This window comes from Streptomyces sp. NPDC107522, assembly GCF_055657525.1.
Genome location: NZ_JBVKAU010000005.1, coordinates 66,340 through 92,661, shown reverse-complemented (window position 1 = coordinate 92,661; position 26,322 = coordinate 66,340). Strand labels below are relative to the sequence as shown.

The window sequence follows — 26,322 nt, the reverse complement described above, 5'->3', positions numbered from 1 at the left end:
GTCAGGACCAGCGCCCGGTGCGGGCGAGGAGCACGGCGGCCGCGGCGGTCCCGGCGGTCGACGTACGCAGCACGGTACGGCCGAGGACGTACGCCTTCGCCCCCGCCTCCTCGAACAACGCCAACTCCTCGGGCGACACGCCCCCTTCGGGCCCGACGACGAGCACGATCTCACCCTCGGCGGGGAGTTCGACGGTGGCCAGCGGCTCGCCACCGCTCTCGTGGAGTACGGCGGCGAAGTCGGCCTTGGCGAGAAGTGCCGCAACCTGCTTGGTCGTGGCGGCGTCCGCGACCTCCGGGAAGCGCACGCGCCGGGACTGCTTGCCGGCCTCGCGGGCGGTGGCCCGCCACTTTCCGAGGGCCTTCGCGCCCCGCTCGCCCTTCCACTGCGTGATGCACCGGGCCGCCGCCCAGGGCACGATCGCGTCGACGCCGGTCTCGGTCATGGTCTCGACGGCCAGCTCGCCGCGGTCGCCCTTGGGGAGGGCCTGGACGACGGTGATCCGGGGCGACTCCGGGGGTTCCTCGGCCACCGGCCCCAGGTGCACGACGAGCCGGTCCTTGCCCTCGGTGTCGACGACCTCGCACTCGGCCCAGCGGCCCTTGCCGTCGGTGAGGACGACGGCCTCCCCGGGCCGCAGCCGTTTGACGGAGACGGCGTGCCGTCCCTCGGGCCCGTCGAGGACGTACCGTCCGCCGCCGGCGGCGTCGAAGTGCTCGACCAGGAAAACGGGAGCCGTCATCGCCCCGCACCCCCTCGGGGAAAGGCAGACAACGCTGTCGCCGCCGCGTCCAGCTCTGCGGCCAGCACCTCCACCAGCTGCCCGGCGGGCAGTTCGCGGGCCATCCGGTGCCCCTGCCCGGCCCACAGCGCCATGCCCTGCGCGTCGCCGGACGCGGCGGCCTTCTTGCGCAGGGGCGAGGTGAGGTGGTGGACCTCGGGGTAGGCGGCGGGGGCGTAGGGCCCGTGCTCGCGCATGAAGCGGTTGACGAGGCCACGGGCCGGCCGCCCGGAGAACGCGCGCGTCAGCTCGGTCCGTACGAACAGGGGGTTGGTCAGCGCCTGCTTGTGCAGGGCGTTGGCGCCGGACTCCGGGGTGGCGAGGAAGGCGGTCCCGAGCTGGGCGGCACTGGCGCCGGCGGCGAGGGCGGCGGCGATCTGGCTGCCGCGCATGATGCCGCCGGCGGCGACCAGGGGGAGGCTCACGGTCTCCCGGACCTGGGCGACGAGCGACAGCAGCCCGATGCCGGTGCCGTCGGTCTCGGGGGTGTCGCGGTGCGTCCCCTGATGGCCGCCCGCCTCGACGCCCTGCACGATCACCGCGTCGGCACCGGCCCGCTCCACGGCGAGGGCCTCGTCCGGGGTGGTGGCGGTGACGAGAGTGAAGGTTCCGGCGCGCCGGAGGGACGCCAGCACGTCACTGCTGGGCACACCGAAGTGGAAGGAGACGACCGGCACCGGGTTGTCGAGCAGCACGGCCAGCTTGGCCTCGTACCCGTCGTCCCGGCCGCTGTCCGGGTCGCCGAGCTCGGTGTCGTACCAGGCGGCCTCGCCGGCCAGCTGATGGGCGTACACGTCCACGGCGGCGGGGTCGGCATACTCGGGCTGCGGCATGAACAGATTGACGCCGAAGGGCCGGCCGGTCAGCCCCCGCAGCTGCTTGATCTCCTGGTACATCCCGTCGGCCGTCTTGTACCCGGCGGCGAGAAACCCCAGCCCACCGGCCTCGGACACGGCGGCAGCGAGCTGCGGCACGGAGACGCCGCCTGCCATGGGGGCCTGCACGATCGGGTGGGGAAAGAGATCGGTCAGTGCGGAGGACATGACGGCATGTTGTCACGTCCCCCGAACAAGTCCGAATCGGCCCTTCCCCTTGGCACGGGCCAGTGTTTTACCGCCCCCGCCGCCACTTACTCAGCCCGTCCGGCGTTTGAGGACGAGGCCCCTTCAGGGCCGAAGCGGGGGTCTGGGGGCGGCAGCCCCCAGGGACGGGACGGGTAGGGGCGGCGGGGGCGAGGAACTGCCCGCCGCAGCCACCCACTCAGCGACCGTTGAACGCATCCTTCAGCCGCGAGAACAACCCCTGCTGCCCCGGCTGGAACTGCCCCTGCGGCCGCTCCTCACCCCGCAGCTTGGCCAGCTCCCGCAGCAACCGCTCCTGCTCGGGGTCGAGCTTCGTCGGCGTCGTGACCTCGACGTGCACGACGAGGTCACCGCGCCCGCCACCCCGCAGATGCGTGACACCCCGCCCGTGCAGCGGAATCGACTGCCCGGACTGCGTACCCGGCCGGATGTCGACCTCCTCCAGCCCGTCCAGCGTCTCCAGCGGCACCTTCGTACCGAGAGCCGCCGCGGTCATCGGGATCGTCACCGTGCAGTGCAGATCGTCGCCGCGCCGCTGGAACATGGGGTGCGCGACTTCATGGATCTCGACGTACAGGTCACCGGCCGGACCACCACCGGGTCCGACCTCGCCCTCACCGGCGAGCTGGATCCGCGTGCCGTTGTCGACACCGGCCGGGATCTTGACCGTGAGCGTCCGGCGCGACCGCACCCGCCCGTCACCCGCGCACTCGGGGCACGGCGTCGGCACGACCGTCCCGAAGCCCTGGCACTGCGGACACGGCCGGGACGTCATGACCTGGCCCAGGAAGGACCGCGTCACCTGCGACACCTCACCGCGCCCGCGGCACATGTCACAGGTCTGCGCGGAGGTGCCGGGGGCAGCCCCCTCACCGTTGCAGGTGTTGCAGACGACCGCCGTGTCGACCTGGATGTCCTTCGTCGTACCGAAGGCCGCCTCGTCGAGCTCGATCTCCAGCCGGATCATCGCGTCCTGGCCCCGCCGCGTACGCGACCGCGGACCCCGCTGGGACGCCGTACCGAAGAAGGCGTCCATGATGTCCGAGAAGTTCCCGAAGCCGCCCGCCCCGAAGCCGCCCGCGCCCGCGCCGCCCGCCTGGGACAGCGGGTCGCCGCCGAGGTCGTAGACCTGCTTTTTCTGCGGGTCCGACAGCACCTCGTAAGCGGCGTTGATCTCCTTGAACCGCTCCTGGGTCTTCGGATCCGGGTTGACGTCCGGGTGCAGCTCGCGCGCGAGCCGCCGGAAGGCCTTCTTGATCTCTTCCTGCGACGCGTCGCGACGCACGCCGAGAACGGCGTAGTAGTCCGTGGCCACTTACGACTCCGCCAGGATCTGTCCGACGTACCGTGCCACTGCGCGTACCGCTCCCATCGTTCCCGGGTAATCCATGCGGGTCGGTCCGACCACGCCGAGCTTGGCAACCGCCTCGCCGCCCGAACCGTAGCCCACCGACACCACCGAGGTGGAGTTGAGCCCCTCATGGGCGTTCTCGTGACCGATGCGCACGGTCATGCCCGAATCCTTCGCCTCGCCGAGGAGTTTGAGGAGCACGACCTGCTCCTCGAGGGCCTCCAGGACGGGGCGGATGGTGAGGGGGAAGTCATGTCCGAAGCGGGTGAGATTGGCGGTGCCGCCGATCATCAGCCGCTCCTCGTTCTCCTCGACGAGCGTCTCCAGGAGGGTGGAGAGCACGGTCGAGACAGTGCCGCGGTCCTCCAGGTCGAAGGCCTCGGGGAGGTCCTCGACGAGCATCGGCACATCAGTGAAGCGCCGCCCCGCGACCCGGCTGTTGAGCCGCGCGCGTAGATCCGCGAGCGAGGTCTCCCCGAAGGGCGCCGGGCAGTCGATCATCCGCTGCTCGACCCGGCCGGTGTCCGTGATCAGCACGAGCATCACGCGCGCGGGTGCGAGCGACAGCAGCTCGACGTGCCGGACGGTGGACCGGGTCAGCGACGGGTACTGCACGACGGCGACCTGCCGCGTGAGCTGCGCCAGCAGCCGTACGGTCCGCGCCACCACATCATCGAGATCTACGGCGCCCTCGAGGAAGTTCTGGATGGCGCGCCGCTCCGGCGGGCTCATCGGCTTGACGCCGGCGAGCTTGTCGACGAACAGCCGGTAGCCCTTGTCGGTCGGGATCCGACCGGCGCTGGTGTGCGGCTGGGCGATGTAGCCCTCGTCCTCCAGGGCCGCCATGTCGTTGCGGACGGTCGCCGGGGAGACGCCGAGGTTGTGCCGCTCGGTGAGCGCCTTGGAGCCGACCGGCTCCTCCGTCCCGACGTAGTCCTGGACGATGGCGCGCAACACCTGAAGCCTGCGTTCACTCAGCATCTCGCGCACACCTCCAGAGGTCGTTCCCTTGGCGCCTTTCCTGGCACTCTGTCCATCCGAGTGCCAGCCGTCCCCGGCCAGTGTACGGCGGTGGGGTACGCCCCGGGCAAGGCCGGTCCGGCACCGCCGTGCCGGACGGTGGTGTCCCCGCTAGCGTCGCGGTATGACGGTGACTTGGGAAGAGCTGGGGTGGGAGCGGCTGGCGGCCGGGGTCGGCCGGTGCCGGCTTCCGGTCTGGGACTGCACGGTGGGGCTGGTCGTCGGGGACGGCACCGCGCTGGTCGTCGACGCCGGGTCGAGCCTCGCGGAGGGCGCGCGGTTGCGTACGCAGGCGCAGTGGCTCGCGGGTCACCGTGTGACTCATCTCGCGCTGACGCATCCCCACTTCGACCATGTCCTCGGGGCCGCGGCGTTCGCGGGGGCGGAGATCTTCGGCGCGGTCGGCGTGGACACGGTGTTCGAGGGGCGGCACGCGCGCGAGGAACTGCGCGAGGACGCGGTGCGCAACGGCCTGGATCCGGCGTCGGCTCAGGAGGCCGTGGACGCCCTGGCCCGCCCCCGCCACCAGGTGAGCGGCGAGTGGACCCTCGACCTGGGCGGCGGCCGCCAGGTCCTGCTGGCGAACGTGGGCCCGGCGCACACGGCCCACGACCTGGTCGTGCTCGTGCCGGGCGCGTCCCCGGGCGATCGGGAGGTGGTCTTCTGCGGCGACCTGGTGGAGGAGTCCGGCGAACCGCAGGCGGGCCCGGACGCCGTCCCGTCCCACTGGCCGGCGGCCCTGGACCGCCTCCTGGACCTCGGCGGCGAGGACGCGCTGTACGTGCCCGGTCACGGAGCGGTGGTGGACGCGGAGTTCGTACGACGCCAGCGTGACGCCCTCGCCGCCCGCTTCGGCGTGTCGCGCTGATCTGTGCTCCATGGCGGCCGGGCTTCTCCTATCGTCACTCGAATGCGCCAGTACTCCGCCGACCTGACCCCGCCCTGGAAGAAGCCCAAGCCCGTCCCCGAGGTCCCGGCGGAGCCGGGCCTGGTGGTGGAGGAGCCCGGCACCGGTTTCTGCGGCGCGGTGATCCGCTGCGAGGCGGGCACGGTCACCCTGGAGGACCGCTTCGGCAAGCACCGGGTGTTCCCGCTGGAGCCGCGGGGGTTCCTGCTGGAGGGCAAGGTGGTGACCCTCGTACGGCCGTCGGGCGCGGCTCCGGTACGCCCCACCCGTACGGCATCCGGTTCGGTCGCCGTCCCCGGCGCACGCGCGCGTGTCGCCCGCGCCGGCCGTATCTACGTGGAGGGCCGGCACGACGCCGAGCTGGTCGAGAAGGTGTGGGGCGACGACCTGCGCATCGAGGGCGTGGTGGTGGAGTACCTGGAGGGTGTCGACGACCTGCCGTCGATCGTGGCCGATTTCGCGCCGGGTCCGGATGCGCGGCTGGGAGTGCTGGTCGACCACCTGGTGCCGGGTACGAAGGAGTGGCGCATCGCAGAGTCGGTGACCAGCGAGCACGCCCTGGTGGTGGGTCACCCGTACATCGACATCTGGGAGGCGGTGAAGCCGTCGTCCCTGGGGATCGCGGGGTGGCCGAAGGTGCCGCGCGGGGAGGACTGGAAGACGGGGGTGTGCCGGGCGCTGGGGTGGCCGTCCGAGAACACCGGGGCGGTGTGGCAGGCGATTCTGGGGCGGGTGGGGTCTTACAAGGATCTGGAGCCGGAGTTGTTGGGGCGGGTGGAGGAGCTGATCGACTTCGTCACGGCGCCGGGATAGACAGGAAAGGCGCTGGTGGGGATGGCGAGGTCCAGCACAGAAAGAAGCAGTGTCTGAGGCACTCCGCCCTGATCGGATCAACGATGAGATACACCGGTACACCTGCGGCCGCGTAGATCGACCGCTTGACCACGTGGTCACGGTGGGTGCTGGTACTGGAGACGACCTCGGCCAGCATGGTGACCGCTTCGACCGGCAGGAGCCGACCGGACTCCGGTCCGGCGCCCCGTTCGAGCACCACCAGGTCGGGGACGGGCTCGCTCGTCTCCTGATGGATCTCGACGTACTGGCACTGCAACCGCTGCCAACGAGGCCATGGAACACCGTCCGCGACGTCCGCAAGCGTGCGGTTGTGCACGCTGTCCGGGGACCTGGTCATCACGATGTCGCCTCGCAGCAACTCGGCCCTGAGACCCTCGGGGACGTCGAGCGTCCCGAAGAAGTCGATCACCTGGCGGTCGTTCATGGCGGCACCCTAGGAACAGAACACGCGCATGGAGTGCAGTGTGGGGAACCTCCACCCCGACGGGTGATCAGTCCACAAGGTCCCGTACCACCGCATCCGCCAGCAACCGCCCCCGCAACGTCAGCACCGCACGCCCCTGCGCGTACGGCCCCTCCTGCAGCAGGCCCTCCCCCAGCGCCCGCCGAGAAGCCGCCAGCCCCGCCTCCCGCAGCAACTCCAGCGGCACCCCCTCCCGGAGCCGCAGCTCCAGCAGGATCCGCTCGACGCGCCGGTCCTCCTCCGACAGCAGCTCCCGCCCGGCCCCCGGCGACCGCCCCGCCGCGAGGGCCGCCGCATACGCGCCCGGATGCTTGACGTTCCACCAGCGCACCCCGCCCACGTGCGAGTGCGCTCCCGGCCCCGCGCCCCACCAGTCCGCGCCCCGCCAGTACAACTCGTTGTGCAGGCAGCGGGCCGCCTCCGAGGTCGCCCAGTTCGAGACCTCGTACCACTCGAAGCCCGCCTCCGACAGCATCGACTCCGCGATCAGGTACCGGTCCGCGTGCACGTCGTCGTCGGTCATCGGCACCTCGCCGCGACGGATACGGCGGGCGAGCTGCGTGCCCTCCTCGACGATCAGGGCGTAGGCGCTGATGTGGTCCGGCCCCGCGCCCAGCGCCGCCTCCAGCGACGCCCTCCAGTCGGCGTCCGACTCCCCCGGCGTGCCGTAGATCAGGTCCAGGTTCACGTGCTCGAAGCCCGCCGCACGGGCCTCCGCCACGCACGCTTCCGGGCGGCCCGGAGTGTGGGTGCGGTCCAGGACCTTCAGCACATGCTGCTTCGCGCTCTGCATGCCGAAGGAGATCCGGTTGAAGCCGCCCTGGCGGAGGGTGGCCAGATACGCCGGGTCCACCGACTCCGGGTTCGCCTCGGTCGTGATCTCCGCCTCCGGCGCCAGCCCGAACTCGTCGCGGATCGCCCCCAGCATCCGTACGAGATCGTCGGCGGCCAGCAGCGTGGGCGTGCCGCCGCCCACGAAGACCGTGCGGACCTCGCGCGGGTCGTCGCCGAGGACCTTGCGGGCCAGGCGGATCTCGTCGATGAGCGTCTCGGCGTAGTTGTCGCGGGACGCCAGCACTCCGCCCGTGCCGCGCAGCTCGGTCGCCGTGTAGGTGTTGAAGTCGCAGTAGCCGCAGCGGGTCGCGCAGTACGGGACGTGCAGGTAGAAGCCGAGGGGTCGGTCGGCGGACCCGGCGAGCGTGTGCGCGGGCAGCGCGCCGTCGGCGGGGACGGGCTCGCCGTCGGGGAGTGCGGAAGGCATGGGTTCTATTGTCCAGCACGCGCGCGTGCGGCGGCTCGGGCGCGTATGTCAGGCTCGGGCGGCACGTAGATCGGCTCGGGCGCGCCTGTCTGGCTCGATGCGTATGTCAGGCTCACACGGCGCGTAGACCGGCTCGGATGCGTATGTCAGGCCCAGGTGGCGCACAGACCGGCTCGGGCGCGCAATTCCGGCACGCGCATGTACTCCGCGGAGATCACGCCACGCGCGCGTGCTCCCCGGAAGTTGGGGGGCGACGGGGCTTACGTGCGCGGCGGCCGCCCGCCATGCGCGAGCCGGGCCACGCGCGCTCCCCATGAACCCAGCCACGCGCCGGCGCCTCCGAAACCCCGCCACGCGCTGATACTCCCCCGTGAACCCCGCCACGCGCGCGTACTCCCCGGAAGTTCAGGGCGACGGGGCTCATGTGCGCGGCGGCCGCCCGCCACGCGCGGACCGGGCCACGCGCGCCTACTCCCCCGTGAACCAGCCACTCGCCGGTACTCCCCGTAACCCCGCCACGCGCGCGTGCTCCCCGGAAACCGCCACACACACGCGCTCACGCAAACGGCGGCACGCGCGCGTCCTGCCCCGACCCGCTACTCCGCCTGCAGCACCAGCAGCGCCAGATCGTCCTCCGGTGGGCGGCCGCCGAACTCGTGCACCAGCCTGCGGATCCGTTCCGCGATCAGCTCGGCGTTCAGCCCGGCGCACCCGGCGAGCGCGGCGGCGAGGCCGTCGCCGTCGTCGAACTGGCGGGAGCCGCTGCGCCGCTCGGTCACCCCGTCGGTCACGCACAGCAGGGTGTCGCCGGAGCGCAGCTCGAAGGTCTCGCTCGTGTACGTCGCGTCCTCGAAGACGCCGAGCAGGGTCTGGGGCTCCGCCGCGGTGTGGACCTCGCCGCCCTCACCCAGCAGCAGCGGCAGCGGGTGCCCGGCGGAGGCGAGGGTGCAGCGGATGCCGCCGTCGAAGGGCGTCAGTTCGCCGTACAGCAGGGACAGGAAGCGGGTCTGCGGGCCGTCGCCGGGTGGGACCGGGCCGACCAGCGCGCGGGCGGCGGCGTCGGCGGCCTCCGTGGCGTCGTCCAGGAGGAGCTGGTTGAGGCGGTCGAGGACGTCGGCCACGCGGTAGCCCTCGCGGGCGAGGAGCCGCAGCCAGGGGCGTGCGATGCCGATCACCACGGCCGCCTCGGGGCCCTTGCCCTGGACGTCGCCGATGGCGAAGCACCAGCGGCCGTCGCCGGCCGGGAAGAGGTCGTAGAAGTCGCCGCTCGGGCCGCCCTTGTCGCACGGCTCGTACACCAGGGCGCTGGCCACCCCGGGGATCTTCGCGACGGCGCCGGGCAGCAGTCCGCGTTGCAGGACCCGGCTGATGGTGACCTGCCGGGCGTACTGGCGGGCCGCGCCGATGGCGAGGGCCACCCGGCGGCTGAGGTCCTCGACGAGCCCGGTGACCTCGTCGGGGAAGCGGTCGAGGCCGGCCCGGCCGATGACCAGCGTGCCCAGCGGACGGCCGCCCGCGATCAGGCGGTACGCGAGCGCCGTGCCGCGGATTCCGCGCTCGCCGAGCGCCTCGCCGGGCCAGGGATACGGGACGGGGCCGGTGCGGTGGTGGTCGGGCGGATGCGGCGGCTCCTTCTCCAGGGCGCGGCGGAGTTCCTCGATGAGGTTCTCGGAGCCGTGCCAGACGCGGGCGAGCCGGGGCCCGGCGCCCGCGGCGCCGTCCAGCGGCCGCTCTCCCCAGCCCCCGGGCTCGCCGGACAGGTGGTATCCCCAGCGCCCGGCGACCTCGTCCTCCAGCCACACCGCGCACCAGTCCGCCAGCCGCGGCACGATCAGCTGGCCGGCCAGCGCGGCGACCAGGTTCTCGTCGAGCTGCCCGGCGAGCAGGTCAGAGGCCTCGGCGAGGAAGGAGAGGGCGCCCCGGTTGAGCCAGTCCCGCTCGTGCCCGTGGCGAGGGGACGGCTCACAGGGTTCCGCATGATCGAGCGGAACCGACCGCGCGGAAGCCGTCGGGAGCGGCGGCGGCTCCGGCGCGAGGATCTCGGCGACGCGCAGCCCGCGCTCCAGCGCACGCTCCTCGGCGTACGCCTCGATGTCGTCCCTGACCGTCACGGGATCCTCGGCGGGCAGCCGCGCCCACACGGTCTTGGCGCCGGTGCGGTAGGTGACGCCCCAGGACTCGGCGAGCCGGGACACCAGCCGCAGGCCGCGGCCGTACTCCGGTGTCTCGTACGGCGCGTCGACCTCGCCGTCGCGCGGGGCGCGCGAGGGGTGGTGGTCCAGCACCTCGACGAGGAGGGCGCCGGTGTCCTCCTCCAGCCGGCAGGTGAGCTCGACATCGGTGCCGGCGTGTACGACGGCGTTGGTGACGAGCTCGCTGACGGCCACGACGGCGTCGTCGACGAGACGGTCGCTGAGCAGTTCGGTGCCGGGGAGCCCGGAGGCGGCCCATTCGGTGAGGGCGTTGCGTACGAGGGTGCGGGCGGAGCCCGGGGAGAGGGCGCTGCCGGGCAGGGTGGTGCGGGTCTCCGCGCGCACGCCCCCCGACGCAGGCACATCAGAGGCACGGGTAACGGTCTCCCGTTGCACCGGAATGGCCCCCATGGACAGCTCCCCGAACGGTTCGGACGAATACGCCTCGGTCGACGCCGACAGAGTGACAGACTGGCCACGCCCATAAGCACCGAGTTACCGAAGTGGGCCGCCATGAGTGAGAACCGTGCTACGCGTGTGCTCGAAGACGGACAGAAAGACGGTCAAATTCGAGCATCCGAGCTACGCCCCCTGCTTGCCGCGATGACCGCTGCCCGCGACGGCGATTTCCGCAGGCTCCCGGAGACCGGTGAGGGAGTGGTGGCCGAGCTGACGGCGGCCTTCAACCAGATCATGGACCGGAGCACGCACTTCAACCGGGAAGTGCAGCGGGTCAAGCGGGAGTTGGTGCGGCACGGCAGGCTCGACGAGCGGCTCTCGGCGAGCCCGGGGCCGGGTGACTGGACGACCCGGGTCAACGACGTCAACCAAGTGCTCGACGCCCTGGTGGCCCCGGCGGCGAACGCCACGCGCGTGCTGGACGCGGTGGCCGGCGGCGACCTCACCCAGCGGGTCGATCTGCACGACGGCAGCCGTCAGTTACGCGGCGACCTGCGCCGCCTCGGCCGGGCCGTGAACAAGATGGTCGACCAGCTCTCCCTGTTCACCGGCGAGGTCACCCGCGTCGCCCGCGAGGTCGGCACCGAGGGCCGGCTCGGCGGCCGGGCCAAGGTGCAGGGCCTGTCGGGCAGTTGGCGGGACGTGACCGAGGCGGTCAACACGATGGCGGCCCGGCTGACGGCCCAGGTGCGTGACATCGCCCTGGTGACGACGGCGGTGGCCCGCGGCGACCTGACCCGTACGGTCACCGTCGAGGCGACCGGCGAGCTCCTCGAACTCAAACTGACCGTCAACACGATGGTCGACCAGCTCTCCGCCTTCGCCGACGAGGTGACCCGCGTCGCCCGTGAGGTGGGCACGGAAGGCCAGCTGGGCGGGCGGGCCCAGGTGCGGGGCGTCAGCGGCGTATGGAAAGACCTCACCGACAACGTCAACTTCATGGCGTCGAACCTGACCTCCCAGGTCCGCAACATCGCCCAGGTCACCACCGCCGTCGCCAACGGCGACCTGAGCCAGAAGATCACCGTCGACGCCCAGGGCGAGATCCTCGAACTCAAGTCGACCATCAACACCATGGTCGACCAGCTCTCCGCCTTCGCCGACGAGGTGACGAGGGTCGCCCGCGAGGTCGGCACCGAAGGCAACCTCGGCGGCCGGGCCCAGGTGCGCGGCGTCAGCGGCGTATGGAAAGACCTCACCGACAACGTCAACTTCATGGCCGACAACCTGACGTCCCAGGTCCGCAACATCGCCCTCGTCTCCACCGCCGTGGCGCAGGGCGACCTCGGCAAGAAGATCACGGTCGAGGCGAAGGGCGAGATCCTGGAGCTGAAGTCGACCATCAACACGATGGTGGACCAGCTCTCCGCCTTCGCCGACGAGGTGACGAGGGTCGCCCGCGAGGTCGGCACCGAGGGCAACCTGGGCGGTCAGGCCCAGGTGCGCGGCGTGTCCGGCGTATGGAAGGACCTCACCGACAACGTCAACTTCATGGCGCTGAACCTGACCTCCCAGGTCCGCAACATCGCCCAGGTCACCACCGCCGTCGCCAACGGCGACCTCTCCAAGAAGATCACTGTCGACGCCCGCGGCGAGATCCTGGAGCTGAAGGACACCGTCAACACGATGGTGGACCAGCTGCGCGCCTTCGCCGACGAGGTCACCCGGGTGGCCCGCGAGGTCGGCACCGACGGCCGGCTGGGCGGCCGGGCCAAGGTGCTGGGCGTCTCCGGGGTGTGGCGCGACCTCACCGACAACGTCAACTACATGGCGGACAACCTCACTTCCCAGGTCCGCAACATCGCCCAGGTCACCACCGCCGTCGCCAACGGCGACCTCTCCAAGAAGATCGACGTGGACGCCCGCGGCGAGATCCTGGAACTGAAGACCGCCATCAACACGATGGTCGACACCCTCTCCTCCTTCTCCTCCGAGGTCACGCGCGTGGCCCGCGAGGTCGGCTCCGAGGGCCGACTGGGCGGCCAGGCCCGGGTGGAGGGCGTGTACGGCACCTGGAAGCGCCTGACGACGAACGTGAACGAACTCGCGTCGAACCTGACCACCCAGGTCCGCGCGATCGCCGAAGTCGCCTCCGCCGTGGCCCAGGGCGACATGTCCCGCTCGATCACCGTGGAGACGCAAGGCGAGGTCGCCGAGCTGAAGGACAACATCAACCTGATGGTGGCCAACCTGCGCGAGACGACCCGCGCGAAGGACTGGCTGGAGTCCAACCTGGCCCGCCTGGCCGCACTGATGCAGGGCCACCGCGACCTGATGGAGGTCGCCGACCTGTTGCTGCGCGAGCTGACGCCGCTGGTGAACGCCCAGTACGGGGCGTTCTTCCTGGCCGAGCCGGACGAGGAGAGCGCGGCGCTGCGCACCACCGTTCCGGCGAAGGGGCTGGCGTTCATCGCCGGGTACGGCTCCGCGCAGGGCACGACCATCGAGACGGGCGGTCTCCCGGTGCACGGCCTGGTCCGGCAGGCGGCCCGCGAGAAGAAGCGGATCCTCGTCGAGGAGGCCCCGCCGGACTACATCAAGATCAACAGTGGGCTCGGCGAGGCGGCCCCGACGAGCGTCGTCATCATCCCGATCCTCTTCGAGGACAAGCTCCTCGGCGTGATCGAGCTGGCGTCCTTCTCCCGCTTCTCCGACGTGCACCTGGCGTTCTTCGACCAGTTCGTGAACACCATCGCCGTCGCCATCAACACGATCATCGCCAACTCCCGTACGGAGTCCCTGCTCGGCGAGTCCCAGCGCCTCGCGATGCAGCTCCAGGAACGCTCGGACGAACTCCAGATGCAGCAGGCGGAGCTGCAGCGCTCCAACGCGGAACTGGAGGAGAAGGCGGCGCTGCTCGCGACGTCCTCGCAGTACAAGTCGGAGTTCCTGGCGAACATGTCGCACGAGCTGCGGACGCCTCTGAACTCGCTGCTGATCCTGGCGAGGCTGTTGTCGGACAACCCGGACGGCCATCTCTCCGACCAGGAGGTCCAGTTCGCGACGACGATCCACAGGTCGGGCTCGGACCTCCTGCAACTGATCAACGACATCCTGGACCTGTCGAAGATCGAGGCCGGCCGGATGGACGTACGCCCGAAGAAGCTGCCGCTCATCAAGCTGCTGGACTACGTCCACGCCACCTTCCGCCCGCTCACCCTGGACCGGGGGCTCGCCTTCGAGGTGGCGGTCGGCGAGGACGTACCGCGCGAGATGTACTCCGACGAGCAGCGCCTGCAGCAGATCCTGCGCAACCTGCTCTCGAACGCGATCAAGTTCACCGCGAGCGGCCGGGTGGAGCTGCGGGTGAACCGGATGAAGGACCCCGAGCGCCGCTACGTCCGCGAGAGCGACGACGTGATCGCGTTCGCGGTGTCCGACACCGGCATCGGCATCGCGGCGGAGAAACTCCCGGTGATCTTCGAGGCGTTCCAGCAGGCCGACGGCACCACCAACCGCAAGTACGGCGGCACGGGCCTCGGCCTGTCCATCAGCCGGGAGATCGCGGGCCTGCTGGGCGGCCGTATCGTCGCCGAGAGCGAGCCCGGCAAGGGCTCCACGTTCACGCTGTACGTCCCGGTCGTGAGTCCCGGCCACTCGGCGACCGGCCCGGTCCCCGAGGATCGCCCCCTCCCGGTCCCGGAGCAGCTGTCGGCCGAGCCCTACCCGGCCGCCCACGACGCGGACGAGACCTGGCCGACACCGACCAAGCTGGAGGCGTGGCAGACGGGCCGGGCGGGCCGGGTGCTTCCGGGCCGGCGGGTGCTGATCGTGGACGACGACATCCGCAACGTCTTCGCGCTCACCCATGTCCTGGGCCGGGTCGGCATGCCGGTCCTGTACGCGGAGAACGGCCGCGAGGGCATCGAGACACTGGAGCGGAACCCGGACGTCGAACTCGTCCTGATGGACATCATGATGCCGGAGATGGACGGCTACGAGACGATCTCCGCCATCCGCCGCACCCCGCGCTGGGCGGACCTGCCCATCGTCGCGCTGACCGCGAAGGCCATGCCCGGAGACCGGGAGAAGTCCATCGCGCGGGGCGCCAACGACTACGTACCGAAGCCGGTGGACGTGGATCAGCTGCTGACCGTCGTCTGCGACCTCCTGGACCCCGAGGGAGCACCGGAATCGGCGGAACCGAAGAAGACACAGACTGAATGAGGCACAGTCATCATGAGTGTTGAGGCAACGACCGACGAGCGCGCCGGAATCCTCCTGGTCGACGACATGGAGGACAACCTGATCGCGCTGGAGGCCGTCCTGGGGTCCCTCAACGAGCCACTCGTGCGCGCGCGTTCGGGCGAGGAGGCGATGAAGGCGCTGCTGCGGCAACGCTTCGCCCTGGTCCTGCTCGACGTCCGCATGCCGGGCATGGACGGCTTCGAAACGGCCACGAACATCAAACGGCTCGACCAGACCAAGGACGTCCCGATCATCTTCCTCACGGGCGCGGACGACGAGCCGGGCTACGCCTTCCGCGGCTACGCGACGGGCGCCGCGGACTACCTGACCAAGCCGTTCGATCCGTGGGTCCTGCGCGCGAAGGTGACGGTGTTCCTGGACCTGTACCGCAAGACCAGGCAGCTGGAGCACCTGCTGAGCCGCGAGCACATCCACAGCAAGGAGCTGAGCACCCAGCTGGCGGCCCTGGAGGAACAGCTGTCCGGCGACGCCCCTCCGAACGTGACGGCCCTACGCGCCCAGGTCCACGAGATACGCCGCCTCATCAGCTAGGGATGCGCGTCCCGACCTCAGGGGCGCGGGGAACTGCGCGACCAGCCCCAACGGACCGTCAGCCGCCACGCAGTCCCCCGCCACCCCCTACGCTTCGCGCGTACCCGCGTACATCTCCTCGATCAGCTCCTTGTACTCCCGCTCCACAACCGGCCGCTTCAGCTTCAGGCTCGGCGTGATCTCCCCGTGCTCCACATCGAGATCCCGCGGCAGCAACCGGAACTTCTTGATGGTCTGCCACTTCTGAAGCCCCTCGTTGAGCTTCTTGACGTACCCGTCGACCATCTCGACGGTGGCCGGGGCGGCGACGACCTCCGCGTACGACTTGCCGCCGAGCCCGTTCTCCTCGGCCCATCCCAGAATCGCGACCTCGTCCAGTGCGATCAGCGCCGTGCAGAAGTTCCGGTCGGCGCCGTGCACCAGGATGTTGGACACGTACGGGCACACCGCCTTGAACTGCCCCTCGACCTCGGCCGGCGCGATGTACTTGCCGCCCGACGTCTTGATGAGGTCCTTCTTGCGGTCGGTGATGCGCAGGTAGCCGTCGGGGGACAGCTCGCCGATGTCACCGGTGTGGAACCAGCCGTCGGCCTCCAGCACCTCCGCGGTCTTGTCCGGCAGCCCGTGGTAGCCCTCCATGATGCCGGGGCCGCGCAGCAGGATCTCGCCGTCGTCCGCGATGCGCACCTCCGTGCCGGGCAGCGGCTTGCCGACCGTGCCGGTGCGGTAGGCCTCGCCGGGGTTGACGAACGACGCGGCCGAGGACTCGGTGAGGCCGTAGCCCTCGAGGATGTGGATGCCGGCGCCGGCGAAGAAGTAGCCGATCTCCGGGGAGAGGGCGGCCGACCCGGAGACACAGGCGCGCAGGTTGCCGCCGAAGGCCTCGCGGATCTTGGCGTACACCAGCGTGTCGGCGACCTTGTGCTTGGCGCCCAGCCCGAACGGCACGGAGTGGGTGCCGGTGCGGCGGAAGTTGTCCTGGGAGACCTTGGCGTACTCGCGGGCGACCTCGGCGGCCCACTGGAAGATCTTGTACTTGGCGCCGCCGCCCGCGCGGGCCTTGGCGGCGACCCCGTTGTAGACCTTCTCGAAGATGCGCGGCACGGCGGCCATGTACGTCGGCTGCACGACCGGCAGATTCTCGATGATCTTGTCGACGCGGCCGTCGACGGCGGTGACGTGCCCGACCTCGATCTGCCCGGAGGTGAGCACCTTGCCGAAGACGTGCGCGAGCGGCAGCCAGAGGTACTGCACGTCCTCGCTGCTGACCAGCCCGGTCGCGGCGATCGCCTTCGCCATGTACGCCCAGTTGTCGTGCGGCAGGCGCACGCCCTTGGGGCGGCCGGTGGTGCCGGAGGTGTAGATCAGGGTGGCCAGCTGGTCCCTGGTGATCGCGCCGACCCGCTCCTTGACCAGGTCGGCGTCCTTCTCCAGCCGGGCCGCGCCGCGCTGCTCCAGCTCGTCGAGGGTGAGGATCCAGTCGGCGGTCTCGACACCGGCCGGGTCGATGACGACGACATGCGTGAGGTACGGCAGCTCGGCGCGCTTCTCCCGCGCCTTGGCCAGCTGGGCCGCGTCCTCGGCGATGAGGACCCGGCTCTCGGAGTCGGCGAGGATGAACGCCGACTCGTCGGCGTTGGTCTGCGGATAGACCGTGGTGGTCGCCGCACCGGCGCACATGATGCCCAGGTCGGCGAGGATCCACTCGAGCCGGGTCGAGGAGGCGAGGGCCACCCGCTGCTCGGGCTGGACGCCCAGCTCGATGAGCCCGGCCGCGATCGCGTAGACCCGCTCGGCGGCCTGCGCCCAGCTCAGCGACTTCCAGTCGTCCGGGCCCTCACCCGACGCCGGCGGCACTGGGTAGCGGTATGCCTCGGCATCCGGCGTGGCTGCCACGCGCTCCAGGAAGAGAGTCGCCACGCTCGGCGGACGGTTCTCGATCAGTGTCTGTGTGTCGCTCACGACATCCTCCGGGCCCGCGACAGTGCGGCTGGCTCAACAGCCGGCATTGCATCCGGCTCATTACGGCGGTTTTCACATGCGAGCTGTTGTTTAACTCGCGAGTAACTATCGAGCAGGGACAGAGTAAAGGTCGACAGGCCGCCGCGTAAGGGTCCGCGGCCTGTCACTTCCTACAGACAGCGACGTTACGCACGCGTAGGGGCCCGCCGCACTTTCGCACGACGGACCCCTGTTGCGGCGAATTGCCAGGCAACGCTCTGTTACCGGTGGTTACTTCTTGCCCTTGCCCGACCCCGCGCTGTCATCGCTGCTCAGTACGGCGATGAAGGCCTCCTGCGGAACCTCCACGGAACCCACCATCTTCATCCGCTTCTTGCCTTCCTTCTGCTTCTCCAGCAGCTTGCGCTTACGGGAGATGTCGCCGCCGTAGCACTTGGCGAGGACGTCCTTGCGGATGGCGCGGATGGTCTCGCGGGCGATCACCCGGGAGCCGATGGCGGCCTGCACGGGCACCTCGAACGCCTGCCGCGGGATCAGCTCCTTGAGCTTGGCGACGAGCCGTACGCCGTACGCGTACGCCTGGTCCTTGTGGGTGATCGCCGAGAAGGCGTCCACCTTGTCACCGTGCAGCAGGATGTCGACCTTGACCAGGCTGGAGGTCTGCTCGCCGGTGGGCTCGTAGTCCAGCGAGGCGTAGCCGCGGGTCTTGGACTTCAGCTGGTCGAAGAAGTCGAAGACGATCTCGGCGAGCGGCAGCGTGTAGCGGATCTCGACCCGGTCCTCGGACAGGTAGTCCATGCCGAGGAGGGTGCCGCGCCGGGTCTGGCACAGCTCCATGATCGAGCCGATGAACTCGGTCGGCGCGAGGATCGTGGCGCGTACGACGGGCTCGTACACCTCGTTGATCTTGCCCTCGGGGAACTCGCTCGGGTTGGTGACGGTGTGCTCGCTGCCGTCCTCCATCACGACCCGGTAGACCACGTTGGGCGCGGTCGCGATCAGGTCGAGGCCGAACTCGCGCTCCAGTCGCTCCCGGATCACGTCGAGGTGGAGCAGGCCGAGGAAGCCGACGCGGAAGCCGAAGCCGAGGGCGGCGGAGGTCTCCGGCTCGTAGACGAGCGCGGCGTCGTTGAGCTGGAGCTTGTCCAGGGCCTCGCGCAGCTCGGGGTAGTCGGAGCCGTCCAGCGGATACAGGCCGGAGAAGACCATCGGCTTCGGGTCCTTGTACCCGCCGAGGGCCTCCGTCGCCCCCTTCTGCTGGCTGGTGACGGTGTCACCGACCTTGGACTGGCGGACGTCCTTCACGCCGGTGATGAGGTAACCCACCTCACCGACGCCGAGGCCGTCCGCGGAGAGCATCTCGGGCGAGTTCGTACCGATCTCCAGCAGCTCGTGGGTGGCGCCCGTCGACATCATCTTGATGCGCTCGCGCTTGTTGAGCTGGCCGTCGATGACACGGACGTAGGTGACCACGCCCCGGTAGGAGTCGTAGACCGAGTCGAAGATCATCGCGCGGGCGGGGGCGTCCTTGACGCCGACCGGCGCGGGGACCTCCTTGACCACCCTGTCGAGCAGCGCGTCGACGCCGACACCGGTCTTCGCGGAGACCCTGAGGACGTCGTCGGGGTCGCAGCCGACCAGGTTGGCGAGCTCCTCGGCGAACTTCTCGGGCTGCGCGGCCGGCAGGTCGATCTTGTTCAGTACGGGGATGATCGTGAGGTCGTTCTCCATCGCCAGGTAGAGGTTGGCGAGGGTCTGGGCCTCGATGCCCTGGGCGGCGTCGACGAGGAGGATGGTCCCCTCGCAGGCGGCGAGCGACCGCGAGACCTCGTACGTGAAGTCGACGTGCCCCGGGGTGTCGATCATGTTGAGGATGTGCGTGTTGCTCTTGTCGTGGGTCGGGGCCCACGGCAGCCGCACCGCCTGGGACTTGATCGTGATGCCGCGCTCGCGCTCGATGTCCATCCGGTCGAGGTACTGAGCACGCATCTGCCGCTGCTCGACCACACCGGTCAGCTGGAGCATCCGGTCGGCGAGCGTGGACTTGCCGTGGTCGATGTGCGCGATGATGCAGAAATTGCGGATCAGAGCCGGGTCGGTACGGCTCGGCTCGGGCACATTGTTAGGGGTCGCGGGCACGCAGGGTCCTGTCTCTTGAGGCGCCTTATGCCTCGGGTCGGATCGATACGTAGGTTCCATGGTCCCACGGGCGGCGACCTGGAGCTGGTTTGGGCCATTGTCCGGGCCACTGGTAGCCTGGGTGGCTGTGTCTCATGCCCTCTCAGCGCGAGGCACACCCCAAGAAAATCACCGGTGCGAGTCCCGTGCGGCCTCGTACCAGAACCTGAAAAGGCTCATTCGTGGCGAACATCAAGTCCCAGATCAAGCGGATCAAGACCAACGAGAAGGCGCGGCTGCGCAACAAGGCCGTCAAGTCCTCCCTGAAGACCGCGATCCGCAAGGCCCGTGAGGCCGCTGCCGCGGGTGACGTCGAGAAGGCCACCGAGCTCCAGCGCGCCGCGTCGCGTGCGCTCGACAAGGCCGTCTCGAAGGGCGTCATCCACAAGAACCAGGCTGCCAACAAGAAGTCGGCGCTTGCTTCGAAGGTCGCGTCCCTCAAGGGCTGACACTTGATTTGATCGCCGGAGGGAATCGAGCGGGCCCTCTCTCATCCGCTCCCGTCCGGCACTCCGAGCTCGTTCGCGGCCTGCGTTCGCCACGCGGGAACGAGCTCAACGGCTTCAACCGAAGGCCCCGCCTTCCGCTCTTCCCCAGAGCGGCGGGCGGGGCCTTCGGCGTGCGCGAGTGATCGTCCGTCACGACCAGAATTCGTTGCTCTTCTCGATGTCCTCGACGCATTCGTCGATGTCGCTGATCCTGTCCCCGACGATCCGGAAGACGAGCGCTCCCTCGTCGTCGATGCTCTTGCCCTGGCGCTGCGCCGAGAAGCGGGCCATGCCGACCGCGTGCCCGCGCCCGTCGACGGCGATCCCGCGCAGCTGGACCTGCATGTTCCCGCCCGTCTCCTCGAAGAGCCGGCGGTACATGTCGATGATCGAGTCCTGGCCCTTGAAGTCGCCCGACAGCGGGTGGCTGCCCGGCACATGGTGCGTACAGTCCGACGTCATCAGCCCTCGCAGGGCGTCCATGTCACCGCGGGTGAAGGCTTCGAAGCCCTTGCGGACGAGCTGTGCGTGCGGGTGTTCAGCCATGGCAACCGTCACCTCTCCATCGCTTCGATGGTTGAGTTCACGACCAGAAGTCGTTGAGCCTGTCGATGTCGCCGACGCATTCGTCGAGGTCGCTGACCTTGTCCCCGACGATCCGGAAGACGATGCCTCCGTCCATGTTCAGGCGCTTGCCCTGACGCTCGGCCGTGGCACGGTGCACCGACATCACATGGCCACGGCCGTCGGCGAAGAGGTGACGCAGCTCGACGGCGAACGTCCCGCTCGTCTCCTCGAAAAGCCGTTGGTACATCTCGATACACGCGTCCTGGCCCTTGCAGTCGCCCGACAGCGGGTGATCGCCGGGGAAGTGGTGCGTGACGTCTCCCGTCAGCAGGGTGCGCAGGGTGTCCATGTCACCGCGCGAGAAGGCCTCGTAGCCCTTGCGGACGAGCTGTGCGTGCGGGTGTTCAGCCATCCCGATCGCCACCTTTCCGTCAAGTCGGTCATGTCCGGCGATTCAGGCTTTACGTCTGATTGTCCTCGCAGTCTCTACGACGGCCAGTGGATCAACAGCCGACGCGCGCCCGCGGCGCCGGTCAACCGCGCCCCCTGGACCGCGCCGCCCGCGCGATCGTCACGACCGCCTTCTCCAGGGCGTACTCCGGATCGTCCCCGCCGCCCTTCACTCCGGCGTCGGCCTCGGCGACCGCCTGCAACGCGGCGGCCACCCCGTCGGGGGTCCAGCCCCGCATCTGCTGCCGTACGCGGTCGATCTTCCAGGGCGGCATGCCCAGCTCACGGGCCAGGTCGGCGGGACGCCCGCCGCGGGCCGACGACAGCTTCCCGATGGCCCGCACGCCCTGCGCCAGCGCGCTCGTGATCATCACGGGCGCCACGCCGGTCGACAGCGACCAGCGCAGCGCCTCCAGCGCCTCCGCGGTCCGCCCCTCGACCGCCCGGTCGGCGACGGTGAAGCTCGACGCCTCGGCGCGGCCGGTGTAGTACCGCCCCACGACGGCCTCGTCGATGGTCCCCTCGACATCGGCGACCAGCTGGCTCACCGCGGACGCCAGCTCCCGCAGATCGCTCCCGATGGCGTCCACCAGCGCCTGGCAGGCCTCGGGCGTCGCGGACCGCCCGGTCGCCCGGAACTCGCTCCGCACGAACGCCAGCCGGTCCGCCGGCTTGGTCATCTTCGGGCACGCCACCTCCCGCGCCCCCGCCTTGCGCGCGGCGTCGAGGAGCTTCTTGCCCTTGGCCCCACCGGCGTGCAGCAGCACCAGGGTGATCTCCTCGGCCGGCGCCCCCAGATACGCCGTCACGTCCTTGATCGTGTCGGCCGACAGATCCTGCGCATTGCGCACGACCACGACCTTGCGCTCCGCGAACAGCGACGGGCTGGTCAACTCTGCCAGCGTGCCCGGCTGCAACTGCTCCGGCGTCAGCTCCCGCACGTCCGTGTCGGCATCGGCGGCCCTGGCAGCGACCACCACCTCCCGCGCGGCACGATCGAGCAGCAGCTCCTCCTGCCCCACGGCGAGGGTCACGGGAGCGAGAAGGTCGTCATTCGCAGTCTTCCTGGCCATCGCGACAAGCATGGCATGGCGGACTGACAACGGATCGCCGTGTAGCACTGCGCACTGCCGATGCCATGGAGCAGCGCGATGTTGCCGATGCCATGGAGCAGCGCGATGTTGCCGATGCCATGGAGCAGCGCGATGTTGCCGATGCCATCAAGCCGCACGGCCTGCCCATGCCGTCAAGCCGGACAGCCTGCCGATGCCTTCAAACCGCACAGCCTCCGGGCAGTCGGATCGGCGCAGCCCAGGGGCAGTCGTGCCCGTATCCCGGCAGCCTGCGGGCAGTCGTGCCGCTAGGGCGGCACGGGTGGGCGCAGGCGGCACCCCGCAGCGCCGGGCTGCGCACCCACCCCCGCCCAGCCCCCACGCCGGGCACCGGGCACCGGGCACCGGGCACCGGGCACCGGGCACCGGGCACCGGGCACCGGGCACCGGGCACCGGGCACCGGGCACCGGGCAGGCTACGGCTCCTCCCGCCAGCCGTCCCACTCCCCCACGAAGTCATCCAGCTCCCCAGGATCCAGCCGCCCCTCCTCGTCGCGCAGCACCACCAGCCACTGCGCATCCTCGGCATCGTCCTCCCCGGCCAGCGCATCCCGCACCAGCCGCGGCTCCTCATGGATCCCGAACCGCTCCCCCAGGGCCTCGGCCACCTCCTCCGCCGCATCGCGGTCGGGCAGCACAAGGACATGTCTCACGTCACTCACGGAGCCATTTTCCGATATGCCTGCTCAAGGCAGCCGCCGGCCATGAACCGCGCCACACCACCCCCGTTCGCCCACCCCCGTCCGCTCACCCCCGCCGGTCGGCGCCACGCACCATCGGCACCCGGTCCAGCTCGATCCCGAACCGCTCCCGGTACACTCCCAGCACCTCCTCGTCCGTGCCCAACTCCCGCTCCTCACGCGTCCCGTCGGCCGCCGTCGTCTTGAACGTGCGGCCGCTGAGCGTGATCCGCCCTCCTTCCTCCGTCACCCGCGAGCACACCAGCGACTGCGTGAAGTGCGAGCCCGGCGAGGTGCTGTGCCACCACGCCCCGGCCACGAAGTCGCCGAGCACCCGTGGCCGCCGCTCCAGCCGGTACTCCGGTCTGCCGTCCATGACGACCTCCAGGTCTGCCGCCTCCGCCACGTCGTGCCCGCCCCGCACTCCGGCCGCGTCCGGCCCGGCCTCGACGATCCGGAACACGCCCGCCGGATCCACCTGCTCGCCCCGCGCCTCGAACGCCAGCGGATAGTGACTGTGCGCCCCGAACCCGACGTCCGCCAGCCACGCACCCCCGTCCACCGTCCGCACCTTCAGCGCCATGTGGTCGTAGGGAATCCCGAGCCGCTCCTCAGCCCCGTGGACTCGCGCCGCGAGCAGCGTCACGTCGAAGCCCAGCGCGGTGAGCAACGCCCCGAACGCCCCGTTCAGTTCGTAGCAGAACCCACCGCGCCCGGCCCCCACCACCTTGTCCAGCAGTCGCTTCTCCTCCAGGACGATCTCCTCGCCCAGGTGGATCGACAGGTTCTCGAAGGGCACGGTCTGCAGATGGCGCAGATGGAGCTCGCGCAGCACGTCCACGGTGGGCCAGGCCGGGTGCTCGACCCCCAGGCGACGGAGATAGGCATCAACCTCAACGGAATCCATGACCTCAGTCTCCCGCCACCCGCAGCTCCGCGCCCGTGCCCGCGACCGCCAGCGCCCCGTCCTCGTCCGTCCGCAGCACCACCGCGCCCTGCGCCCGCAGCGCCGCGACGGTGCTGGGAGCCGGGTGGCCGTACGGGTTGTCCGCACCGCAACTGATCAGTGCCAGTCGCGGTGCCGTCCGGCGTATCAGCTCCGGGTCCTGGTACGCCGAGCCGTGATGGGCGACCTTCAGCACGTCCACGCCGCCCACCAGCGCCCCGGCCGGAGATCTCAACAGCGCCCGCTGCGCGGGAGGTTCGAGATCCCCGAGCAGCAGGAGCCGCAGCCCGGCCGACCGGACCAGCAGGGTGACACTCGCGTCGTTCGGGCCGTCCGGGGCCAGCGCCGGGTGGGGCGGCGGCCACAGCACCTGCCAGCTCAGCGTCCCGGTGCGCCGCTCCTCCCCGGCGGCGGCCCGTGTCACGGGGACGCGCCGGGCAACCGCCTCCCGGCGGACGAACTCCGCCTGGTCCCTGGGCTCTTCGTGCCCCGTCGTCTCGATCGCGCCCACCTCACGCCCGCGCAGCACGCCGGGCAGGCCCGCCACATGGTCGGCGTGGAAGTGGGTCAGCACGACGAGCGGGATCCTCGTGATGCCGAGCGTGCGCAGACACCGGTCGACCAGCGTCGGATCGGGGCCGGCGTCGACGACCACTCCCGTCCCCTCGCCCGCCGCGAGCACCGTCGCGTCACCCTGTCCCACGTCACACATCGCGAACCGCCACCCCGGCGGCGGCCACCCCGTGACGACCCTGGTCAGCGGCGGCGGCTGCACCACCACCAGCACGAGCAGCAGCCCGCAGACACCGCACCACCACGGGTGCCGCATCAGCCGCCGGCCGGCGAGCAGGACGACCACCGTGGCGAGGGCGAGCAGCGCCGCCCCGGTCCAGCTGCCGGGCCAGTCCACCCCTGCCCCGGGCAGTGCGGCGCCCGTCCGGGCGACGTCCGCGATCCATCCGGCCGGCCAACCCGCGCACCAGGCCAGGACCTTGGCCACCGGCATCGCGAACGGTGCCGTCGCCAGCGCCGCGAAGCCCAGCACCGTGGCCGGCGCGATCGCGAACTCCGCGAGCAGATTGCACGGCACCGCCACCAGGCTCACCCGAGCCGACAGCACCGCCACGACCGGCGCGCACAGCGCCTGCGCGGCAGCCGCGGCCGCCAACGCCTCGGCCAACCGCGGCGGCACCCGGCGCCGCCGCAGCGCCGCGCTCCAGCGGGGCGCGAGCGTGAGCAGGGCCCCCGTGGCGAGGACCGAGAGCAGGAAGCCGTAACTTCGGGCCAGCCACGGGTCGTACAGCACCAGCAGCAGGACGGCCGTCGCCAGGGCCGGGATCAGTGATCTCCGACGCCCGGTCGCCAGGGCCAGCAGCGCGACGGCTCCGCAGGCCGCCGCGCGCAGCACGCTCGGGTCCGGCCGGCACACGATGACGAACGCGAGGGTGAGCCCTCCGCCGAGCAGCGCGGTCGTGCGCAGGGAGATGCCGAGGCGGGGCGCGATGCCCCGGCGCTCGACCAGCTGGGCCATGCCGGGTGGGCCGATGAGCAGGGCGAGGATGATCGTGAGGTTGCTGCCGGAGACGGCGAGCGTGTGCGCGAGGTCGGTCTCCTTGAACGCCTCGTCCAGCTCCGGGGTGAGCCGTGAGGTGTCGCCCACGACCAGCCCCGGCAGCAGCGCCCGCGCGTCCTCCGGCAGCCCATCGGTCGCCTCCCGCAGCCCGGCTCGCAACCGCCCCGCCAGCCGCTGCGCCGCCGACGGCTCCCCCACGGCCTCCGGCACCGCCCGGTCCCGCACCCGCAGTACGGCGGCGATCCGGTCACCGTCGGCCAAGGCGGGCGCGAGACGCGCGGTCACACGCAGCCGTGTGGAGGGCAGGAGTTCCATCCAGGGCGAACGCCGGCTGCCGGTAGGCCGCGACGCACCGCTGACGGCTCCCGAGGACTCCCGTTCCCCGTCGACGATCACCAGCACCGGCGCCCGCGTGACCACCGCCGTGCCGTTCGCCTCCTCGACCCGTCTCACGTCCGCGTTGAACAGCACGGACGTCGGTGCCATGTGATCCCCTCTGACCCGGGCCCGGGTGAGCCGGGGATCGGAGGTGACCTCGACCTCGGCGGTCACGGTGGCGTACTGCCGCGCCAACCCCGGCACCGGCCCGCGTCGCAGATCGGCCCCGTGAAGCCCGGCGGAGACGGCGGCGGCCGCGACACAGAGCAGCACGGCGGCGACCGCGGTGCGCGGCCAGGTGAGGCGAGCGGGCGGTTTGCCCTGCCTGTGCGGTCGCGTGAGCGGCGGAGGCGCCGGGTCCTCCCCATTCGGGCGGACGAGTCGGCCCGGCACAGGGCTCCGTCCCGGCACAGGATCCGGTCCAAGCGCGGAGCCTCGTCCAAGCACGGGGTCCGGTCCAGGCACGGCTTCCCGTCCAAGCACGGGGTCCGGTCCAGGCACGGCTTCCCGTCCAGGCACGGCCTCCCGTCCAAGCACGGCTTCCCGTCCAGGCACGGCCTCCCGTCCAGGTACGGAAGCCAGTCCAGGTACGGAAGCCAATCCAGGCACGGCCTCCCGTCCGGACCCGCCCGGATCACCCTCGCGCGCCCCGCCTCGCCGCACCATCAGCAGCACGCCTGCCGCAGCCAGACACGCGACCGCCGTGCCGGCCGCCCACACCGGCGCGGCGTCCAGCATCAGCGCCGCCGTTGCCCAGGCGGCCAGCGCGGGCGGGACCAGTCGGAGGTCCGTCGGGCCTTCCTGTCGGGGGTGGGAGGCGCCGAGCCGGCTCCCGGACGCGGCGTGAACGGCGGCGCGGGAGGGCACCGGGTCCGCT

General features: G+C 70.9%; 20 protein-coding genes. 5 read left to right on the top strand and 15 right to left on the bottom strand.

The window, feature by feature from the left end:
- Window position 1: 1 nt before the first annotated feature.
- The 4 genes from ACZ7L6_RS17540 to hrcA form a co-directional block, all read right to left on the bottom strand.
- Complete coding sequence (locus ACZ7L6_RS17540) at window positions 2-742, bottom strand: 16S rRNA (uracil(1498)-N(3))-methyltransferase (protein ID WP_471924724.1); 741 nt, start codon at window positions 740-742, stop codon at window positions 2-4.
- Window positions 739-1,824, bottom strand: a complete 1,086-nt coding sequence (locus ACZ7L6_RS17535) for a nitronate monooxygenase (protein ID WP_471924722.1) — start codon at window positions 1,822-1,824, stop codon at window positions 739-741. The genes ACZ7L6_RS17540 and ACZ7L6_RS17535 overlap by 4 nt, the downstream gene beginning before the upstream one ends.
- A 217-nt stretch (window positions 1,825-2,041) precedes the next feature.
- On the bottom strand, window positions 2,042-3,178 hold the full coding sequence (gene dnaJ, locus ACZ7L6_RS17530; RefSeq protein ID WP_471924720.1) for a molecular chaperone DnaJ: 1,137 nt from the start codon (window positions 3,176-3,178) through the stop codon (window positions 2,042-2,044).
- Window positions 3,179-4,195, bottom strand: a complete 1,017-nt coding sequence (hrcA, locus tag ACZ7L6_RS17525) for a heat-inducible transcriptional repressor HrcA (RefSeq protein WP_471924718.1) — start codon at window positions 4,193-4,195, stop codon at window positions 3,179-3,181.
- Window positions 4,196-4,358: 163 nt separating this feature from the next.
- Here hrcA and ACZ7L6_RS17520 point away from each other — a divergent pair, with 163 nt between their 5' ends.
- Window positions 4,359-5,102, top strand: coding sequence for an MBL fold metallo-hydrolase (locus tag ACZ7L6_RS17520; protein WP_471924716.1), 744 nt, complete (start codon window positions 4,359-4,361; stop codon window positions 5,100-5,102).
- A 42-nt stretch (window positions 5,103-5,144) separates the two neighbouring features.
- On the top strand, window positions 5,145-5,954 hold the full coding sequence (locus ACZ7L6_RS17515; protein WP_471924714.1) for a DUF3097 domain-containing protein: 810 nt from the start codon (window positions 5,145-5,147) through the stop codon (window positions 5,952-5,954).
- On the opposite strand, the gene ACZ7L6_RS17510 is transcribed toward ACZ7L6_RS17515, so the two are convergent.
- The 3 genes from ACZ7L6_RS17510 to ACZ7L6_RS17500 form a co-directional block, all read right to left on the bottom strand.
- Window positions 5,938-6,420, bottom strand: coding sequence for a Uma2 family endonuclease (locus ACZ7L6_RS17510; protein WP_471924712.1), 483 nt, complete (start codon window positions 6,418-6,420; stop codon window positions 5,938-5,940). The two genes, ACZ7L6_RS17515 and ACZ7L6_RS17510, sit on opposite strands and share 17 nt — an antisense overlap.
- A gap of 67 nt (window positions 6,421-6,487) precedes the next feature.
- Window positions 6,488-7,720: a radical SAM family heme chaperone HemW gene (hemW, locus tag ACZ7L6_RS17505; protein ID WP_471924710.1), complete on the bottom strand. Its 1,233-nt coding sequence runs from the start codon at window positions 7,718-7,720 to the stop codon at window positions 6,488-6,490.
- Between the two features lie 596 nt (window positions 7,721-8,316).
- On the bottom strand, window positions 8,317-10,323 hold the full coding sequence (locus ACZ7L6_RS17500; protein ID WP_471924708.1) for a SpoIIE family protein phosphatase: 2,007 nt from the start codon (window positions 10,321-10,323) through the stop codon (window positions 8,317-8,319).
- Window positions 10,324-10,425: 102 nt separating this feature from the next.
- Here ACZ7L6_RS17500 and ACZ7L6_RS17495 point away from each other — a divergent pair, with 102 nt between their 5' ends.
- Complete coding sequence (locus tag ACZ7L6_RS17495; protein ID WP_471924706.1) at window positions 10,426-14,538, top strand: HAMP domain-containing protein; 4,113 nt, start codon at window positions 10,426-10,428, stop codon at window positions 14,536-14,538.
- Between the two features lie 12 nt (window positions 14,539-14,550).
- A complete protein-coding gene (locus tag ACZ7L6_RS17490) occupies window positions 14,551-15,111 on the top strand; it encodes a response regulator (RefSeq protein WP_471924704.1) in 561 nt (186 codons plus the stop codon).
- Window positions 15,112-15,198: 87 nt separating this feature from the next.
- Here ACZ7L6_RS17490 and ACZ7L6_RS17485 read toward each other — a convergent pair whose 3' ends face one another.
- The gene (locus tag ACZ7L6_RS17485; protein WP_471924702.1) at window positions 15,199-17,073 is read right to left on the bottom strand and encodes an AMP-dependent synthetase/ligase; all 1,875 of its coding nucleotides are present in this window, start codon (window positions 17,071-17,073) and stop codon (window positions 15,199-15,201) included.
- Between the two features lie 270 nt (window positions 17,074-17,343).
- Window positions 17,344-19,212, bottom strand: coding sequence for a translation elongation factor 4 (gene lepA / locus ACZ7L6_RS17480; RefSeq protein ID WP_471924700.1), 1,869 nt, complete (start codon window positions 19,210-19,212; stop codon window positions 17,344-17,346).
- 221 nt (window positions 19,213-19,433) lie between these two features.
- Between lepA and rpsT the strand changes: the two genes are divergently transcribed.
- Window positions 19,434-19,700 (top strand): 30S ribosomal protein S20, encoded by a 267-nt coding sequence (gene rpsT, locus ACZ7L6_RS17475; RefSeq protein ID WP_367323126.1) that lies wholly within the window; start codon window positions 19,434-19,436, stop codon window positions 19,698-19,700.
- Between the two features lie 189 nt (window positions 19,701-19,889).
- On the opposite strand, the gene ACZ7L6_RS17470 is transcribed toward rpsT, so the two are convergent.
- From ACZ7L6_RS17470 to ACZ7L6_RS17445, 6 genes are all read right to left on the bottom strand, one after another.
- Entirely contained in the window at window positions 19,890-20,285 is a 396-nt protein-coding gene (locus tag ACZ7L6_RS17470; protein WP_471924698.1) for a nuclear transport factor 2 family protein, read from the bottom strand.
- Window positions 20,286-20,322: 37 nt separating this feature from the next.
- A complete protein-coding gene (locus tag ACZ7L6_RS17465) occupies window positions 20,323-20,718 on the bottom strand; it encodes a nuclear transport factor 2 family protein (protein ID WP_471924696.1) in 396 nt (131 codons plus the stop codon).
- Between the two features lie 121 nt (window positions 20,719-20,839).
- Window positions 20,840-21,829, bottom strand: coding sequence for a DNA polymerase III subunit delta (gene holA, locus ACZ7L6_RS17460; RefSeq protein ID WP_471924694.1), 990 nt, complete (start codon window positions 21,827-21,829; stop codon window positions 20,840-20,842).
- A gap of 455 nt (window positions 21,830-22,284) precedes the next feature.
- Window positions 22,285-22,530, bottom strand: a complete 246-nt coding sequence (locus ACZ7L6_RS17455; RefSeq protein ID WP_471924692.1) for a hypothetical protein — start codon at window positions 22,528-22,530, stop codon at window positions 22,285-22,287.
- Between the two features lie 85 nt (window positions 22,531-22,615).
- A complete protein-coding gene (locus ACZ7L6_RS17450; RefSeq protein ID WP_471924690.1) occupies window positions 22,616-23,455 on the bottom strand; it encodes an arylamine N-acetyltransferase family protein in 840 nt (279 codons plus the stop codon).
- 4 nt (window positions 23,456-23,459) lie between these two features.
- Window positions 23,460-26,183: a ComEC/Rec2 family competence protein gene (locus ACZ7L6_RS17445; RefSeq protein WP_471925657.1), complete on the bottom strand. Its 2,724-nt coding sequence runs from the start codon at window positions 26,181-26,183 to the stop codon at window positions 23,460-23,462.
- Between the last annotated feature and the right edge of the window lie 139 nt (window positions 26,184-26,322).

Bases quoted from the DNA above. Each gene is read 5' to 3' on its own strand.
- ACZ7L6_RS17510 (WP_471924712.1), bottom strand. From the start codon at position 6,420: ATGAACGACCGCCAGGTGATCGACTTCTTCGGGACGCTCGACGTCCCC.
- hemW (WP_471924710.1), bottom strand. From the start codon at position 7,720: ATGCCTTCCGCACTCCCCGACGGCGAGCCCGTCCCCGCCGACGGCGCG.
- ACZ7L6_RS17490 (WP_471924704.1), top strand. From the start codon at position 14,551: ATGAGTGTTGAGGCAACGACCGACGAGCGCGCCGGAATCCTCCTGGTC.
- ACZ7L6_RS17465 (WP_471924696.1), bottom strand. From the start codon at position 20,718: ATGGCTGAACACCCGCACGCACAGCTCGTCCGCAAGGGCTACGAGGCC.
- ACZ7L6_RS17500 (WP_471924708.1), bottom strand. From the start codon at position 10,323: ATGGGGGCCATTCCGGTGCAACGGGAGACCGTTACCCGTGCCTCTGAT.
- holA (WP_471924694.1), bottom strand. From the start codon at position 21,829: ATGGCCAGGAAGACTGCGAATGACGACCTTCTCGCTCCCGTGACCCTC.
- ACZ7L6_RS17470 (WP_471924698.1), bottom strand. From the start codon at position 20,285: ATGGCTGAACACCCGCACGCACAGCTCGTCCGCAAGGGCTTCGAAGCC.
- ACZ7L6_RS17445 (WP_471925657.1), bottom strand. From the start codon at position 26,183: ATGCTGGACGCCGCGCCGGTGTGGGCGGCCGGCACGGCGGTCGCGTGT.
- ACZ7L6_RS17495 (WP_471924706.1), top strand. From the start codon at position 10,426: ATGAGTGAGAACCGTGCTACGCGTGTGCTCGAAGACGGACAGAAAGAC.
- ACZ7L6_RS17540 (WP_471924724.1), bottom strand. From the start codon at position 742: ATGACGGCTCCCGTTTTCCTGGTCGAGCACTTCGACGCCGCCGGCGGC.
- ACZ7L6_RS17450 (WP_471924690.1), bottom strand. From the start codon at position 23,455: ATGGATTCCGTTGAGGTTGATGCCTATCTCCGTCGCCTGGGGGTCGAG.
- ACZ7L6_RS17535 (WP_471924722.1), bottom strand. From the start codon at position 1,824: ATGTCCTCCGCACTGACCGATCTCTTTCCCCACCCGATCGTGCAGGCC.
- ACZ7L6_RS17515 (WP_471924714.1), top strand. From the start codon at position 5,145: ATGCGCCAGTACTCCGCCGACCTGACCCCGCCCTGGAAGAAGCCCAAG.
- hrcA (WP_471924718.1), bottom strand. From the start codon at position 4,195: ATGCTGAGTGAACGCAGGCTTCAGGTGTTGCGCGCCATCGTCCAGGAC.
- ACZ7L6_RS17520 (WP_471924716.1), top strand. From the start codon at position 4,359: ATGACGGTGACTTGGGAAGAGCTGGGGTGGGAGCGGCTGGCGGCCGGG.